This is a genomic window from Flavobacterium paronense, from assembly GCF_030409795.1.
Classification (GTDB): domain Bacteria; phylum Bacteroidota; class Bacteroidia; order Flavobacteriales; family Flavobacteriaceae; genus Flavobacterium; species Flavobacterium paronense.
This window is the reverse complement of sequence record NZ_JAUFQN010000019.1, coordinates 1,654,737-1,671,159: the sequence shown is the minus strand read 5'-3', so window position 1 is coordinate 1,671,159 and position 16,423 is coordinate 1,654,737. Positions and strand designations below refer to the sequence as shown.

16 protein-coding genes are annotated in these 16,423 nt (G+C 33.2%); 6 read left to right on the top strand and 10 right to left on the bottom strand.

The annotated features are described in order from the left end of the window. Nucleotides 1-6: 6 nt before the first annotated feature. The 5 genes from asnB to recF all read right to left on the bottom strand — a co-directional run bounded on the left by asnB (nt 7) and on the right by recF (nt 5,488). On the bottom strand, nt 7-1,854 hold the full coding sequence (asnB, locus tag QWY90_RS08715) for an asparagine synthase (glutamine-hydrolyzing) (protein WP_290285494.1): 1,848 nt from the start codon (nt 1,852-1,854) through the stop codon (nt 7-9). Between the two features lie 4 nt (nt 1,855-1,858). Then, entirely contained in the window at nt 1,859-2,926 is a 1,068-nt protein-coding gene (locus QWY90_RS08710; protein ID WP_290285492.1) for a glycosyltransferase, read from the bottom strand. Nucleotides 2,927-2,993: 67 nt separating this feature from the next. Next, nucleotides 2,994-3,668, bottom strand: a complete 675-nt coding sequence (locus QWY90_RS08705; protein ID WP_290285491.1) for a DUF2461 domain-containing protein — start codon at nt 3,666-3,668, stop codon at nt 2,994-2,996. A 1-nt stretch (nt 3,669) separates the two neighbouring features. Further along, nucleotides 3,670-4,368 (bottom strand): thioredoxin domain-containing protein, encoded by a 699-nt coding sequence (locus QWY90_RS08700; protein ID WP_290285490.1) that lies wholly within the window; start codon nt 4,366-4,368, stop codon nt 3,670-3,672. A gap of 40 nt (nt 4,369-4,408) precedes the next feature. Further along, the gene (gene recF, locus QWY90_RS08695; RefSeq protein WP_290285489.1) at nt 4,409-5,488 is read right to left on the bottom strand and encodes a DNA replication/repair protein RecF; all 1,080 of its coding nucleotides are present in this window, start codon (nt 5,486-5,488) and stop codon (nt 4,409-4,411) included. 124 nt (nt 5,489-5,612) lie between these two features. On the opposite strand from recF, the gene QWY90_RS08690 reads away from it, so the two are divergent. The 6 genes from QWY90_RS08690 to QWY90_RS08665 all read left to right on the top strand — a co-directional run bounded on the left by QWY90_RS08690 (nt 5,613) and on the right by QWY90_RS08665 (nt 11,775). Then, complete coding sequence (locus tag QWY90_RS08690; protein WP_290285488.1) at nt 5,613-6,401, top strand: tetratricopeptide repeat protein; 789 nt, start codon at nt 5,613-5,615, stop codon at nt 6,399-6,401. An 85-nt stretch (nt 6,402-6,486) separates the two neighbouring features. Next, nucleotides 6,487-6,981, top strand: a complete 495-nt coding sequence (gene ribH / locus QWY90_RS08685; protein WP_290285487.1) for a 6,7-dimethyl-8-ribityllumazine synthase — start codon at nt 6,487-6,489, stop codon at nt 6,979-6,981. A 160-nt stretch (nt 6,982-7,141) separates the two neighbouring features. After that, a complete protein-coding gene (gene mutL, locus QWY90_RS08680; RefSeq protein ID WP_290285486.1) occupies nt 7,142-9,004 on the top strand; it encodes a DNA mismatch repair endonuclease MutL in 1,863 nt (620 codons plus the stop codon). Next, nucleotides 9,001-9,813 carry a rhomboid family intramembrane serine protease gene (locus QWY90_RS08675; protein WP_290285485.1) on the top strand — a complete coding sequence of 271 codons (813 nt, stop codon included), beginning with the start codon at nt 9,001-9,003 and terminating at the stop codon, nt 9,811-9,813. Before mutL ends, QWY90_RS08675 begins: the two co-directional genes overlap by 4 nt. Nucleotides 9,814-9,866: 53 nt before the next feature. Further along, complete coding sequence (locus QWY90_RS08670) at nt 9,867-10,718, top strand: rhomboid family intramembrane serine protease (protein WP_290285484.1); 852 nt, start codon at nt 9,867-9,869, stop codon at nt 10,716-10,718. Between the two features lie 7 nt (nt 10,719-10,725). Continuing rightward, the gene (locus QWY90_RS08665; protein WP_290285482.1) at nt 10,726-11,775 is read left to right on the top strand and encodes an endonuclease/exonuclease/phosphatase family protein; all 1,050 of its coding nucleotides are present in this window, start codon (nt 10,726-10,728) and stop codon (nt 11,773-11,775) included. On the opposite strand, the gene QWY90_RS08660 is transcribed toward QWY90_RS08665, so the two are convergent. From QWY90_RS08660 to QWY90_RS08640, 5 genes are all read right to left on the bottom strand, one after another. Continuing rightward, nucleotides 11,776-12,390 (bottom strand): WbqC family protein, encoded by a 615-nt coding sequence (locus QWY90_RS08660; protein ID WP_290285481.1) that lies wholly within the window; start codon nt 12,388-12,390, stop codon nt 11,776-11,778. A 72-nt stretch (nt 12,391-12,462) separates the two neighbouring features. Further along, nucleotides 12,463-14,199 (bottom strand): signal peptidase I, encoded by a 1,737-nt coding sequence (gene lepB, locus QWY90_RS08655; RefSeq protein WP_290285480.1) that lies wholly within the window; start codon nt 14,197-14,199, stop codon nt 12,463-12,465. A 64-nt stretch (nt 14,200-14,263) separates the two neighbouring features. Next, the gene (gene dapB, locus QWY90_RS08650) at nt 14,264-14,968 is read right to left on the bottom strand and encodes a 4-hydroxy-tetrahydrodipicolinate reductase (RefSeq protein WP_290285479.1); all 705 of its coding nucleotides are present in this window, start codon (nt 14,966-14,968) and stop codon (nt 14,264-14,266) included. Beyond that, nucleotides 14,969-15,523 carry a DUF5683 domain-containing protein gene (locus tag QWY90_RS08645; RefSeq protein ID WP_290285478.1) on the bottom strand — a complete coding sequence of 185 codons (555 nt, stop codon included), beginning with the start codon at nt 15,521-15,523 and terminating at the stop codon, nt 14,969-14,971. After that, on the bottom strand, nt 15,523-16,422 hold the full coding sequence (locus QWY90_RS08640) for a ParB/RepB/Spo0J family partition protein (RefSeq protein ID WP_290285477.1): 900 nt from the start codon (nt 16,420-16,422) through the stop codon (nt 15,523-15,525). The genes QWY90_RS08645 and QWY90_RS08640 overlap by 1 nt, the downstream gene beginning before the upstream one ends. Between the last annotated feature and the right edge of the window lies 1 nt (nt 16,423).

Here is a 16,423-nt window from a genome sequence, read left to right as displayed (position 1 = left end):
GAACTTTTAAACAAACTTGTTATAGTAGTTTTTTTGCCATTTGTGTAGCATGAATATTGGCATGAAATAAGGTAGAATTTTGGTGTTTCCTTTTCTGACTTCGGCAACTAATTTAGTAGCATCAATGTTTTCTAAAAAGGGAATTTCGAAAATAGGGCTTTTGGCAAAATGGTCTAATTCGTCTATAAATTTTGGGAAACGCAATAAATAACTTCCCCAAGGCGCGCTAAGTCCAATTTTTCTGAAATCAACAATTTCTTTTGGAAGTTTGTCTTCCATTGTTGTTTTTAGAATGAACTTTCCTTTTTTACCGGTAAACATCCATTTGTCATCTAATGTTCCTAAACCGGCGATTAATCGTTGGTCTAAAAATGGTTCCCTACATTCAATAGAAGTTCCCATAGTGCAACGATCATTTCTATCCAATAACGAACACATATAAGTGTGTTGGTCAAAATATAATGCTTGTCGCTGTAGATTTTTTGGATATAATTCTTGTGCTTCTTTTAAAATTTGATAACGATATTCATTGGCAGGTTTTTCTTTATTTCCATAAAATAAATTAATATCATCAGGATAAACATTACAACCATTAAATATTACTAAATCAGAATTATTATTGATTTTTGAATAGCGTAATAATTTATCGTATCGTGGTTTCTTATTAAAAGTTTCGAATGAAGTAAGTTGCGAAATCACTTTTAACAGCGATGGACTTTTCAGTGCTTTGTACCGAACATAACCACCCATTAATTCATCGGCACCTTCACCAGAAAGCAACACTTTTACTTTTGGTTTTGCCAATTTAGCAATGGCTAATAAATGTGGTTCATTGAGATGCATTATGGGTTCATCTTGAAAATAGGCGGTTTCAATCAGGTTTTGATATAAACTTTCATTCTCCAATTTGGTATGATTGAAAGTATACCCATATTCCTCAGTTATTTTTTTTGCCAAATGATATTCATTGTGTTCTTCTTCGGAAAAACTGATATTGAACGTTTCAATTTTTTCAAATTTTTGTTCATGCAATGAGGATAGTATCGAACAAGAATCTAATCCACCACTAAGCAAAACACCAACGGCAACATCGCTCACCATTCTTAGTCGAACCGATTCAAAAAAAGTTTCTTCAAACCATTTTTTTGGATTCAGAATTTGGGTGTGATTCTGAATTTTTTCTTTCAAATTCCACCATCTTGTAATGTTGCTTTTTCCTTGTTCATCAATAGTTATGTAATGTCCTGGCAAAACTTTTTTGATGTGAGCAAACAAAGTATTCTCACCAGCCACAAATCGATTAAAGAAATACTCTTCCATGCCATTTTCAGAAACTTCCAACGGAACACCAGCGGTAAAAAGGGCTTTTTGCTCAGAGGCAAAATATAAAGTGTTTTGATAGATACAGTAATACAAAGGTTTTACACCCATTCTATCGCGACAAAGGGTCAACTTTTTTTCTTGAGTGTCCCAAATGGCAAAAGCAAACATTCCGTTAAGTTTGTGCAACATTTCCATGCCATACACTTCATAAAGCTTTAGTAAAACTTCGGTGTCGGAACCCGATTTTAGTAGGATTCCTTTGCTTTTTAATTCAGGATAAAAGGATTGATAATTATAAATTTCACCATTAAACACAATAATATACCTTCCGTCATCTGAAAAAAAGGGTTGATGTCCGGCTGATGAAGTATCAATAATAGACAAACGTCTATGGCCGAAACCAATGTTGTTATTTATATAAATACCTTTGTCATCTGGACCGCGATGCTCCAGAATGTCACGCATTTTTATAAGTTGATTTTGGTCAACTTGTTTATAGTTTAAATGGAAAATTCCATTAATCCCGCACATAGATTTAAGTGGTAGTTGATTTAGTGTTCATTAAATCATGATAAGTACAAGCAATTTTTTTCATATTCGTTTTGTAGTCTGCATTCTCTTCGACAAGCTTACGATTTTCAGCTATCGCTTTTTTTGTAAAATCGTTATTGTTAAATGCCCACTGTAATTCTTCGGCTAATTTAATGTGATTTTCTGAAGTTACAAGTATTCCGTTTACTTTTTGTGTTATCCAACTTCTATTGCCGGGTAAATCACTTACAATAGGAAAACATCCACACGCCATTGCTTCAAAAAGGGATGCAGAAACTCCTTCGGTTATGGGCATACTTATATAAAAATTAGCTTGTTGCAGGTATTTTGGAATAGTAGTATTGTCAATTCTTCCCAAAAATTCAACTTCGCGTTCTATGTTCATTTCTTTTACCAAATCGGTTAAGTTTTTCAATTCTGTTCCATCACCAATGAAGGTTAGTGTGAACGGAATATTACGCTGTTTAATAAGTGAAAATGCTTTTAAAATCAAATCATGTCTATATTCAGGTTCGAGAGCACGGGTTACTATAGCATTAATCATTGTACTGCTTGAGGCATCATTAAACTCGAAAAAGTCTAAGTTTATTCCTTTTGGTAAAACCAGCACTTTTGACATAGTTACATTACTTTCTCTCATGTGGTTTTCCATAACATTTCCCCAGGCATGAATCAAATCCGCTTTTTTGAAGGCATAATCCTGAAGTAGTTTTTTAAAAATATAAAGAGGAGAATTTTGTGGCCATAAATCAGTAATGCCTTGTTGTGCAATTGCTGTAGGTTTTACGCCCGAAATGGCTGCTAAATACCCGTAACTAGTTGTTCGTTCTGCAATAACCATGTCAGGATTAAATTTTTTGACAATACTTTTTATAGTCAAAATTGCTTTGGTTAATTCAAAAAGTCTTTTAATTCTGTTGATGCCGTTACTGCTAGTTTGAAGTTCCCAAGTGACAATTTCAAAGTCGCCAAATTCTTTTAGACCGTTAATCCAAGTAATAGCATCAGCACGATAGGTTTCCCCAAGAAATAAAATTCTCTTTTTTGACATAGTATGATTCTAAGTTTATAACCCAGAAGTGACAAAGATAGTTTTTAGATTTTATTGTAATTGAAATTTATTCTTCGGTTTCTAAGGCACGCTTTAAAAAGTCATTCATTGGTTTTAAAATAATTAACTTTTCAGATACAATTTTGCTGAAATTTGGATCTGAAAATAAGGTGTCATCAATTTTTTCAGCAGCTGTAAAACTTTTTAATTTTAAAAATTCAATTGCGGGATGATTTGGCTCAAAATCTTTTGGTGCTTTTTTTAGCGTATTATTTTCATCTCGAGTAAGCGCTCCAAATTCGGTTTTGAATTTTTTATCGCTAACAATAGCTTCCAAATCGTCATAAAAAAAAGCAATTTCTTTTCGGATGCGTTTTAATTCATTTGGTTCTGGACACCAAACTCCGCCTGCTATAAAGGATTTTCCTTTTTCAAAATGAATGTAATAACCTGGACTGTTTTTAGAAAATTTATTTTGGGTAAACCAAACTCCCATATTGGTTTTATAGGGCGATTTGTCTTTTGAAAAACGAATATCGCGATTGATTCTAAACGTACAGTTTTTAACTTCCAACGGTTCCAAAGATTTGTCTAAAGGCTTTAAGGCTGCCAAAATGGATGCAATATAATTGTGATAATCTTTCTTGTAGTTTTCATACCTTTTCTTGTTGGCATGCATCCATTCAGTATTGTTGTTGGCAATTAAATCTTCGAGAAATTGTAACGCTTCTTTGGTAATCATATTACAAATGTTTTATTAAATCTTCTTCTGAAATATAACCTACGTTTCGCCAAACTTCTTTTCCTTTTTCGTAAACAATAATCGTTGGCAAACCGTCTAGTTTTAATTGTTCAACAATAGTTTTATTTTCATCAGCATCGAGCGAAACAATTTTTACTTTGGCTGCCATTTCGGTTTCAAGCTTCAAAATATAAGGTTTCATTTTTTGACAAGGCGCACACCATTTGGCATTGAAATCAATCATTACTTTATCGTTTGACTTTATCAATTCGCCATATTCCTGGTCACACATTCCTATGATTTTATCACTTGGCTTAGCATTAGCGTTGTTTTCTAAATTCCATTTCATGATGCCTCCATCAAGATTGTAGATTTCTTTGAAACCCAATTCAGCTAATTTAGCTGCGGCTTGTGAGCTTCTTCCACCAACTTTGCAATACACAAAAATTGGTTTTGATTTGTCAAAAGTAGCAGCTTTGGCAACAAAATCTTCTCCATTCCAATTTACATTTTTTGCATCGCCTATGTGTTCAACGCTATATTCTGCTGGAGTTCTAACATCAACTAATTGTGGATTTTCATTGGTTTTCAGCTTTTCAGCAAAAGATTTTGCGTCAATGGTATGAACAGCTTTAGATGGTTGTCCGTGACAACTTATAAATAGAAAACTCAGTAATAAGGATATGAATTTTGATTTCATAGTTTAAAATTTTGATGCTAAATTACAAATTTGAGCAATATTAAAGGTTAAAAATTTTATAAGTCTGATGTGTTGTTTTTACAATGTTTTCTGTCCGTTCCGGATGCGTATCTGAAATAAATAACTGACCAAATTCTTCGTTGTTAACCATTTCAATTATTTTGCTAACGCGAAACTCATCAAGCTTATCAAAGATATCGTCAAATAGTAAAATCGGTTTTTCGCCGCTTTGTTTTTTGACAAAATCAAATTGTGCCAATTTTAAGGCAATAAGAAATGACTTTTGTTGGCCTTGAGAACCAAATTTTTTAATCGGATAATTATCAATTTCAAAAGATAAATCGTCTTTGTGAACGCCAACGGAAGTATAGTGTAAAGCTCTGTCTTTGCTGATGTTTTCTTCCAATAAAGTCAATGTGTCTTTTTCAAACAAATCACTTTGATAAACCAATTGAACGGTTTCGGCAGAGTTGGTAATTTCGCGATGGTAATTGTTAAAAATCGGAATAAAATCTACCAGAAACTTTTTTCGTTTTTCAAAAATAGATTGTCCAATAGTATTGAGTTGCTCATTATATATAGACAAAGTATCGGTTTCAAAAACATGATTCAGTGCAAAATATTTCAACAATGCATTGCGCTGGCTGATGATTTTTTGATACTGAATCAACTGTTGTAAATAGGAGCTATCTAACTGCGAAATTACGGTATCAATAAATTTTCTTCTGGTTTCACTACCTTCAATAATCAAATCACTGTCGGCAGGCGAAATAATAACCAACGGAATAAAGCCAATATGATCTGAGAATTTCTCGTAAATTTTACCGTTTCGTTTTAAGATTTTCTTTTGTCCTTTTTTTAAACTGCATAAAATCTGTTCGGTTCGTTCGTTTTTTTCAAATTCGCCATCAACAACAAAAAATTCCTCACCGTGTTTGATGTTTTGTATTGCCAAGGGGTTGAAATAACTTTTACCGTTTGCCAAATGGTAAATAGCGTCAAGGATATTTGTTTTTCCAATGCCATTTTTCCCAACGAAACAATTGATTTTGGAATCCAATTCGAATTCGATTTCTGAAAAATTTTTGTAATTGAGTAATGAAATTCGCTTTAAAAACAATTTAGTTTTTGTTTAAAATTAATGCTCTAAACTTAGGTGGTGCAAATTATTCAAAAATATCGAGAAAAATAGCTTTCATTTATGAATAAAAATTTTATTTTTGCGCACACTAAATTAAAAATAAATGGCAACTTTTAACAAAAGAGGATATAAAGAACCAAAACCAAAAGCAGAAAAATTAGACAATAACTATATTGAAGATGTAAATGTTGATGCAAAAGATAGTGCAACAGCAAAAGCATTTGATACTCTAGATCAATCAGCTTCAAGAGCAGAAGATTTTGTAGCTAAAAATCAAAAATATATATTAGGATTTCTTACTGTTGTCGCATTAGCTACAGTTTCTTATTTATTATATCAAAAATTTGTTGCTGAACCAAAACAGGAAGAAGCAGCAAACGAATTATTTGTTGCACAGCAAAACTTCCAAAAAGCGGTTGATGCTAACGGAACAAAATCAGATTCTTTATATAATTTAGTTTTGAAAGGTTCTGAAGGAAAATTTGGAGTAGTAAAAATTGCTGACGAATATTCAGGTACAGATGCTGGAAATATTGCTAACTACTATGCAGGAATTTCTTATTTAAATACAAAAAAATATACTGAAGCTATTTCAAGTTTAGAAAAATTCAAATCGGATGATGTTATGTTAAGCACCATTGCCATTGGAGCAATTGGAGATGCTTATGCACAACAAAACAAGCAAAAAGAAGCTTTAGAGTATTATGTAAAAGCAGCTGATGCTAACAAAAATGAATTAACTAGACCAAGATATTTATTAAAAGCTGGAAAAACCGCTTTGGTTTTAGGAAATAAAGCTGATGCGTTAAAGTATTTCACTGATATCAAAGATAATTATGATACAGCTCCGGAAGCTCAAAGTATTGATGCTTTGATTGGTTTAGCACAGTAATTGATTTAGGATTCAGGAATTAGGATTAAGGATTTTTACTTACTGCTAAATCCCAAATCCCAAATCCCAAATCCAGATTTAAATCATGGCTACGGCAAACAAAAACTTATCCAATTACGATAAAAATACAATCCCAAACGCGAAAGATTTTCGGTTTGGGATTGTTGTTTCAGAATGGAACGATCATATCACAAACGGTTTATATAATGGGGCAGAAGCAGCTTTGTTAGATTGTGGTGCCAAACCAGAAAATATCATTCGTTGGAATGTTCCTGGAAGTTTTGAACTTGTTTATGGCGCACAGCGAATGATTGTAACGCAAGAAGTGGATGTAGTTATTACCATTGGCTGCGTGATAAAAGGAGAAACTATGCATTTCGAATTTGTTTGCGAAGGTGTAACCCAAGGCATCAAAGATTTGAATGTACAAACCGATGTTCCTGTAATTTTTTGTTTGTTAACAGATAATAACGAACAGCAATCCATCGACAGAAGTGGTGGCGTTCATGGAAACAAAGGAACGGAAGCTGCAATTGCTGCGATTAAAATGGCGGAATTGAGAAAGAATTCGAATTCATAATATTCCTTTTTCAATATAAAATTGAAGCCTGTTCCATTGTGAATAGGTTTTTTATTTTTAGACAATTATTAACAACAAATCCCAATACTTTTTCCTTAAATTTGCTTACTTCGGTAAACCAAATACTGAGTACTTATTACTGAACACTGAACTCTAAAGAATGTCGAGCATAATTCAATTACTTCCCGATCATGTTGCCAACCAAATTGCTGCTGGCGAAGTAGTGCAAAGGCCAGCTTCTGTGGTTAAAGAATTAATGGAAAATGCTGTTGATGCCAAAGCTACCAACATAAAATTGATAGTTAAAGACGCCGGAAAATCACTAATTCAGGTTATAGATAACGGTGTAGGAATGAGCATCACTGATTCGCGTTTGTGTTTTGAGCGTCATGCAACTTCTAAAATTCGTCATGCGGAAGATTTATTTTCGTTACACACTAAAGGGTTTCGTGGTGAAGCGTTAGCCTCTATTGCTGCGATTGCTCATGTGGAAATGAAAACCAAGCAAGACCAAGAAGAATTGGGAACGCACATCATTATCGAAGGTAGTAAGTTTGTTTCACAAGAACCTTCAGTGTTGCCAAAAGGCACTTCGTTTTCAGTTAAGAATTTGTTTTTTAATATTCCGGCGCGACGTAATTTCTTAAAATCGGATACGGTGGAGCAGCGTTATATTGTTGATGAATTTCAGCGTGTGGCGATGGCGCATCCCAATATTCATTTTACGATGTATCATAATGGCAGCGAAATGTTTAATTTGCCAGTTTCGAATTTCAGACAACGAATTGTAAATATTTTTTCGGGTAAAACCAATGAAAAATTAGTTCCGGCAAAAGAAGAAACCGAAATCGTAAACCTTCACGGCTTTATCGGAAAACCTGAGTTCTCAAAGAAAAATAGAGGCGAACAATTCTTTTTTGTCAACAACCGATTTATTAAAAGTGGTTATTTACATCATGCTGTTATGGCAGCTTATGAAGGTTTGCTTTCAACTGGTGCACAGCCGAGTTATTTTTTATACTTAGATGTACCGCCACACACTATTGACATCAATATTCATCCAACAAAAACTGAAATTAAATTTGACGATGAACATGCTTTGTACGCTATTTTGCGTTCGTCAATTAAGCACAGTTTGGGGCAATTTAATGTAGCTCCGATATTGGATTTTGATAGAGATCCGAATCTAGACACACCTTATCAATACCAAAATAAAGAAGCCGAATACCCAACAATTCAAGTCGACCGACAGTACAATCCGTTTTCGGAAGAAAAGCCTAGCAAAGCATTTACTTCTTCTTCTTCTTCTTCTTCTAATTATAAAAAGCCGGAAGCGCAACCAAGTTGGGAAAGTTTGTATGTAGGTTTAAAGCAAGCCGGACAAGAGATTGCCGAAATGACTTTTGAAAATGATGCTGTTACTTCTTCGTTATTTGAAGAAAATGAAATAGAGCAGGAAGTTAAACGAACCTATCAAATTCAAAAAAAATATATCGTCAGCCCAATAAAATCGGGTATGGTTATTATCAATCAGAAGCGGGCACACGAACGTGTTTTGTATGAAGGATTTTTAACAAGTATGACAGTGCATCAGGCATCAAGTCAGCAGATGTTGTTTCCTTTGCAGTTGAATTATTCATCTGCGGAAATCGAATTGCTAGCAGAATTAAAATCTTCATTGGAGAACACAGGTTTTATTTTCGAATCAATCAACGAAGATAGCGTAGTAATTTCAGGTTTGCCTGTCAATGTGACTGAAAGTGAAATTGCTATCGTTTTGGAAGAGTTATTGAGTGATTTGCACGATGGAATTCCGGACAGCAGCTTTAGTCAAAATGATACCATTGCCAAATCTATGGCCAAAAGTTTGGCAGTAAAAACAGGAACCTATTTAACCGAAAAAGAACAAGAAAATTTGGTACACAATCTTTTTGCCTGCAGAGAACCAAATGTATCACCATTTCAAAAACCAACATTCATCACAATGAGTGTCGAAGATTTAGATAAAAAATTTAGCTTATGATGCGAATGACCGATACTGTTAAGCAGTTACTGATTATCAATATTATATTTTTTATAGGTTCACAATTTGTAGCCAAAGCTTATCCTTTGTTTTCCTTGTATTATCCAGAGAGTCCGAATTTCAGAGTATGGCAACCTTTAACCAGTATGTTTATGCATGCGCCGATGCCTAATTTGATGCATATTGTTTTCAATATGTTTGCTTTGGTATCTTTTGGTTCTGCTTTAGAACATTTTTGGGGCACAAAAAAATTCGTCTTCTTCTATATTTCATGTGGATTAGGTGCTGCAGCTTTGCACACTGCCGTAAATTATTTTCAAATACAGTATGCTTTGGAGCAACTTTCGAGTTTGAATTTTTCGAAAAGTGAAATCCATATTCTTTTAAGTGCAGACTATGGAAGTATATTTGACGAGAAGGGACAAATGCTGGCTAGCAAAGTGAAGACCATTTTGGACAATGCTAAATGCACTCAAGATCAGTTTAATATTTTAGCATCTGCAGTTCAGACATTCCAATCGACTTCACTTGGTGCTTCTGGAGCTATATATGGATTGCTTACAGCATTTGCTTTTATGTTTCCAACAGCTGAATTAGGCATAATGTTTATTCCGATTCCGATTAAAGCTAAATATTTTGTACCGGGAATAATTGCAATTGATTTATTTTTAGGATTTAAAGGAAGTTCTCTTTTTGGAGCAGGCGGAACTGGAATTGCTCACTTTGCCCACATTGGAGGCGCATTAACAGGTTTTTTAATGATGTGGTATTGGAAACGAAATCAGTTTAATAAAAATCGTTGGGATTAATAAAAAGTGTTCGGAAATTAGTGTTCAGAAATTGAAACTTTATATTTAAAGATATGAGTATAATTGAAGATTTAAAATTTCAGTATCGAGTAGGTGGCATTGCTAATAAGATGATTTATTGGAATGTTGGTTTTTTCCTATTGTCGATTATTTTTTTCTACCAATTTAAGTCGGGTGCTTTTGATTTTCCCAATTGGGTTGCTATTTCTTCCGAACCAACAACTGTTTTAACCAAACCATGGACCTTATTGACTTATGCTTTTTTCCATTATGGATTTTTGCATTTGTTTTTTAATATGATGGTTTTGAATTTTTCCAGCCGATTGTTTCTAACCTTTTTTACGCAAAAGCAATATTTAGGATTATATATTTTGAGTGCCATTTTTTCAGGATTGGCTTTTGTATTGAGTTTTTATTTTCTGCATCAAACTTCAAGTATGGTTGGTGCTTCAGCAGCGATAATGGCTTTATTAGTGGCAACAACAACGTATCAGCCATTAATGGAAATCCGATTGCTATTAATTGGAAATGTAAAACTTTGGCACATTACAGCTGTACTACTTTTATTGGATTTACTGCAAATTCAGATGGATAATACAGGGGGACATATTGCGCATTTGAGTGGAGCAGTTTTTGGTTATATTTACATTAAACTGTTGCAAAACGGAACCGATTTGAGCAAGATTGTCGATTCACTATTGAATTTGTTTAGTAAAAAGCAATCAACACCTTTCAAAAAAGTGCATGTTAATCCCAAAAAACCTCTAATCAAAAGAGAAAGTAAAATTGTTGTTAAAGATAAAACGCAACAGCAATTAGACGAAATTTTAGATAAAATTAGCCAATCGGGATATGATAGTCTGACGGCAGAGGAGAAAGAGTTTCTCTTTAAAGCTGGAAAATAAAGTGTAAATGAAAAAATTATCGTGGTTTAACAAAGTAGTATTCGGATTCAATATAGTCGTTACTGTATTGACATTTGTTGCTTATGCTTTACCATTTCTGGCACCGAAGATGTTTCCACTGCTCTCAGTATTGACATTGATTTTACCATTGTTTCTTATTTTAAACGCTTTGTTCTTTATTTATTGGCTGTTGCAATTAAAGCGTCAGGTCATTCTTTCTGGGTTGGTTTTATTGCTCGGAATTACATTCATCAATAAGTTCTACAAGTTTTCTTCCAATGATATTGAGGCATCCGAAAAAGATTTTACTGTAATGAGTTACAATGTACGTTTGTTCAATTTGTTTGATTGGATTGATAGAGATGACGTTGGGAACACTATTCTGAGTTTTATCAATGAGCAAAATCCGGATGTATTATGCATTCAGGAATATTCAGAAAATGCTAAAGTTGATTTGAGAGTTTACAAGTACAAAGCCATTTTTATGGAAGGTAAAAATATCAAAACAGGGCAAGCTATTTTTTCCAAATTTCCAATTTTTAACCAAGGCGATTTCAAGATTCCAACAGCGGGAAATAATATAATTTATGCCGATATCAGAAAAGGAAAAGACACGATTAGAGTGTATAATATTCATTTACAATCGATAAAGATTTCTCCTGATGTGAATGAGATTTCTGAGCATGTTGATTCAATTAATCAAAACAAATCACAGCAACTTTTCAACCGAATTCGAGATGCTTTTAAGAAACAGGAAAACCAAGCCGAAATTTTAGTAAAGCATAAAAATGAGTGTGCTTATCCGGTAATTATTTGTGGTGATATGAATAACAGTCCGTTTTCGTTCGTTTACAGAAGTATCAAATCCGATTTGAATGATTGTTTTGAAGAAGCAGGAAATGGTTTTGGGCAAACATATAAGTTTAAATATTATCCTGCCCGAATTGACTATATTTTTGCCAGTAAAAAAATGAAGGTAAAAAGTTTTACTACATTTGCCCAATTTGAAAATTCCGATCACTTTCCTGTGATGACAAGGCTTTCGTTTATAGAATAACTAAAGCTGTTGCTTCTTCAGATAATCCAATGCATATCTTCCTTCATTGAAAAGTAAATCTAAAATAGAAAGATTATTTAAATAACCATGTTTATTCCCAAAAACCTGAGTGTAAGGTTCAAAAAGGGAAGTGTCTTTTTTACCATTTATTAGATTTCTTAAATCGGTTTTGTCATTGATATCATGGAAATATTCGGCAGTTTCATTGTAATCAAATTCCAAACGCAAACATTTTAACACAATTGCCATTGTTTCTAGATTTAAGTCCATTAAAAAGGTATGTTTCTTTTGGAAAATCGGTAAAATATCATCTTCAAAATACTCAAAAAATGGAGAAGTTCTATAAGCAGCTTCTAGTGATTTGAAGTGTTGTTTTTGCCAATCAAAATCATTTTCAATTTTTACTTCCTTAATGCGTTGGTGTTTTTCTTTGCTGTGTTTGATTGGAACATTTAAAAGCTGAATTCCATTTGGACTGTAAATAAACATACGGTTTCGGTTCGTTTGCTTCTGAAAATTATCTTCCGTTTCAAACGTCACAATATCTGCATTAGCAATCGCCACAAAATGACTGATTGAAGGGAAATAAGAAGGATGGATTATGATGTTGTTCATTTTTTGTTGTAAGTTCTATGTTGTAAGTTGTAAGTTTTTGACCTATAACCTACAACTCACAACTTATAACAATTAAGCTTTATTCGCTTTTCTTTTCTTCCAAAAATAATCGCCTACAAAATACAAGGCTAACAAGCCAAGGAAATATTTGAAATAGGATTGTGGTTGTCCATCGCCACTCACGGTTGTGAATAATCTTTCCCAACGGATTTTGTTAAGCCCTTTTCCATTAGTGTCCCAACTCATCCATATGAAAACTGGTTTTCCTACGATGTGATCTTCTGGTGTATAACCAAAATATCTAGCGTCTAAAGAGTTGTTTCTGTTATCTCCCATCATCCAATAGTAGTTTTGTTTGAACGTATAGGTTGTTGCTTTTTTATCATTTATATAAATATCGTTGCCAATTACTTTCAATTTATTTTTCTCATATTCTGAAATGATGATTTTATAAAATGGAAGCGATTTTAAATCTAACTTAACTGTTGCACCGGCTTTTGGAATATATATTGGGCCAAAATTATCACTGTTCCAATTGTTTAAAGTTGTTGGTTTTCCATCTTGTGCATCAGGATAAATACCATCTTCAACGCCAGTTTTAATAAATCGTTTTACAGATTCAACATTTGGATCATTCTTCAACAAATCAGCTTTTTGTGCTGTTAAATTTGCTTGATAATAGCCTATTCCTAAATTTAATTTTTTGTAAATATCAGCAGTAACTCCTTGTGCATTAAAGTAAGCGTTTACAGAATCTTTAGCTAATTGTGTAACTCTGATTCTTTCATCATTTAAAAATTGTCTAACGATATTATTATCCCAAAGCTTACGCTCCATTTTGAAGACATAGTTGTATTCTTTTATTTCATTTTGTTGTAAATATGTTTCGTCAGCACCATTTTTAAGTTTAACATCATAACAGAATTGAGGTCTAGCTCTTTCAGGAAGAACTAAAAGTTTTCCATTTATAAATATATCACCATTTTTGATTTGTAAACTGTCACCAGCTATTCCAACACACCGTTTTACATAATTTGTTTTTTTGTCAATTGGTTTGCTATAGCGTCTATCGGCTGGTTTGTACATATGAAATAAAGTATCTCTTGGCCAATTGAACACTACAATATCCGAGTTTTCAATTTTTTCAAAACCTGGAAATCTAAAATATGGAAGTTGCAACTTGTTTTTCCATGATTCTGGATTATTATCATCATATAGATATGATTTTGTATGTATAAATGGCAAAGTATCGTGAACCATTGGAGCTGCAACTGTCGTCATTGGAACTCTAGCTCCGTAATGAAATTTACTCACAAAAAGAAAGTCGCCAATCAATAATGATTTTTCTAATGATGAAGATGGTATGGTGTAAGGCTGCATTACATAGGTATGCACCAAAGTTGCCACAACTATAGCAAATAGCAACGAACTAACTGTGTCGCCCGTTTTTGTGCGAGCTACTAAACTTCTGTCTGCAACGTGTTTAACATCTTGTGTGTAATTGACATAATAAATGTAAAGTCCACAAGTGAAAATACCTAACCAAGTATCAGCCGTCGAATTTTTTCCAAAACTTCTTAATGTTTCTACCCAAATTACAGGAAACATTATCAGATTGATAATTGGGATGAATAGGAGCAATGTCCACCAAGTTGGTCTGTTTAAGATTTTCATTAAAACGATGGAATTGTAAATCGGAATAAAGGCTTCCCAAGATTTTCTACCTGCTTTTTCGTATAATTTCCAGGTTCCTAAACCATGAACTAGTTGAACTATTAGGAAAAATATAAACCATTGATATAATGACATAATGCTGAGTTTAAAAGTTTGAGTATAAGTTTTAAGATTATCTTATTTGTTACAATTTTAAGATTTATTTATGTAAATCTAATACATCTTTCATCGAGAAAACACCTTTTTTGCCGATTATCCATTCGGCAGCAATCACAGCACCAAGTGCAAAACCTTCTCGATTGTGAGCTATATGTTTTATTTCGATTAAATCTACTTCAGAATTATAAAAAACACTGTGTGTACCGGGAACATCGTCGATTCGTTTTACATCAATAAAAACGTCATCTTCTTTTGGGTTTTCTATAGCCCAATTGTTTTTTTCGGTATGATTTATAATAGCATTTGCTAATGAAATAGCAGTTCCACTTGGTTTGTCAAGTTTTTGAGTGTGATGAATTTCTTCCATTGAAACTTTGTAGTCTTTGAATTTTGCCATCATCTTTGCCAGATAATCATTCAATTCAAAGAATAAATTTACTCCCAAACTAAAATTGGAACCATAAAGAAAAGCAGCATTTTTTTCGTTACAAAGTCTTTCTATTTTATGGTAATTTTCGAGCCAACCTGTAGTTCCCGATATTACCGGTATGCCTTGGTTGATAGCTGTAGATATGTTTTCAACAGCAATACTTGGTGCGCTAAAATCAATGGCAACATCCGCATTTTCTATACCATCAAAAGTATTGAATTCGTCTTTTTTCAACACAACTTCATGACCTCTTTCCAGAGCAATTCTTTCGATTACTTTGCCCATTTTACCATATCCTAATAAGGCTATTTTCATTTAGAATTTATAATTAAAAGTTAGACCTAAATTGGGTTTGTAATCAATTTCATTTTGATAAACTGCAGGTTGAAACGATAATTTATCGCTGACGTTAAACTGTATCAAATGTGCATCAACATTGGCATCAACAATATTTAAAATATAAAAGCCAACTGAAACTAATAATGATAAATCTCTATTACGTTGGTAAAATCGTTGAGCAGCAATTAACCTTGAATTATCAAGATAATCATACTCATCAGGAAGGCCAAGCAATCTTAATTTATAAGCATCTCGATAGCTATGGTATTTTTTATTGTTACTGATATAAAAATAAAGACTTGTACCGATTGCACCATATACAATGGGAATTTTCCAGTATTTTTTATTGTAGGCTTGCCCTAAACCTGGTACAATTGCAGAATAAAATGCAGCTTTTGTTGGTCGAAGTGGGTCAATTTCTTTTGATTTTAAAGTGTCTTTTGCTTTTATAGCTTGACCAATTTCCTGTGAAAAAACAGCTTGATATCCAAAAAGAAAAAAGAGTATTGCTATATAGAAAATCTTATTCACTACCCTTTTATTAGTTTGATAATGCGATTAAAATCTTCTTCAGAGTGAAATGGAATTGTAATTTTTCCTTTCCCGTTACCCGCAATTTTAACGTCTATTTTTGAACCAAAGAAATTTACAAATGCTTTTTTCTGTTCATCTTCAACTTTGAAAGATGCTGTTTTTTTTGCTTTTGGTGATGCTGGTTTGATGCTCTCCTGATAATTTTTCACCAAGGCTTCTGTCTCACGAACCGAAAGGTTTTGGCTTACAATTTTTTGATAAATATCGGTTTGAACATCTTGATTTTCGATGTTGATAATCGCACGACCGTGTCCCATACTGATAAATCCATCTCTAATTCCTGTTTGGATAATTGGATCTAACTTTAATAATCGCAAGTAGTTAGCAATTGTAGAGCGTTTTTTCCCAACACGTTCGCTCATTTGTTCTTGAGTTAATTGGATTTCGTCAATTAATCTTTGATACGAAAGCGCAATCTCAATTGGGTCTAAATCGTGACGTTGAATATTTTCTACCAAAGCCATTAATAACGACTCATTGTCATTGGCAATCCGGATGTATGCAGGAACAGTAGTTAAGCCTACTATTTTGCAAGCACGTAAACGGCGCTCACCAGAAATTAATTGGTATTTATTAAAGTCTAATTTTCGAACGGTAATAGGTTGAATCAAACCTAATTCTTTGATAGAAGAGGCTAATTCCTGAAGCGAATCTTCATTAAAATTACTTCTCGGTTGAAATGGATTTATAGCAATTGACTCGATATCTAATTCGATGATATTGCCCACAACTTTTTCGGCATTTTTATCACCAATGGACTTAATATCATTGTCAGGATCTTTCAACAATGCTGATAATCCTCTTCCTAATGCTTGTTTTTTTATAGCTTTTGCCATG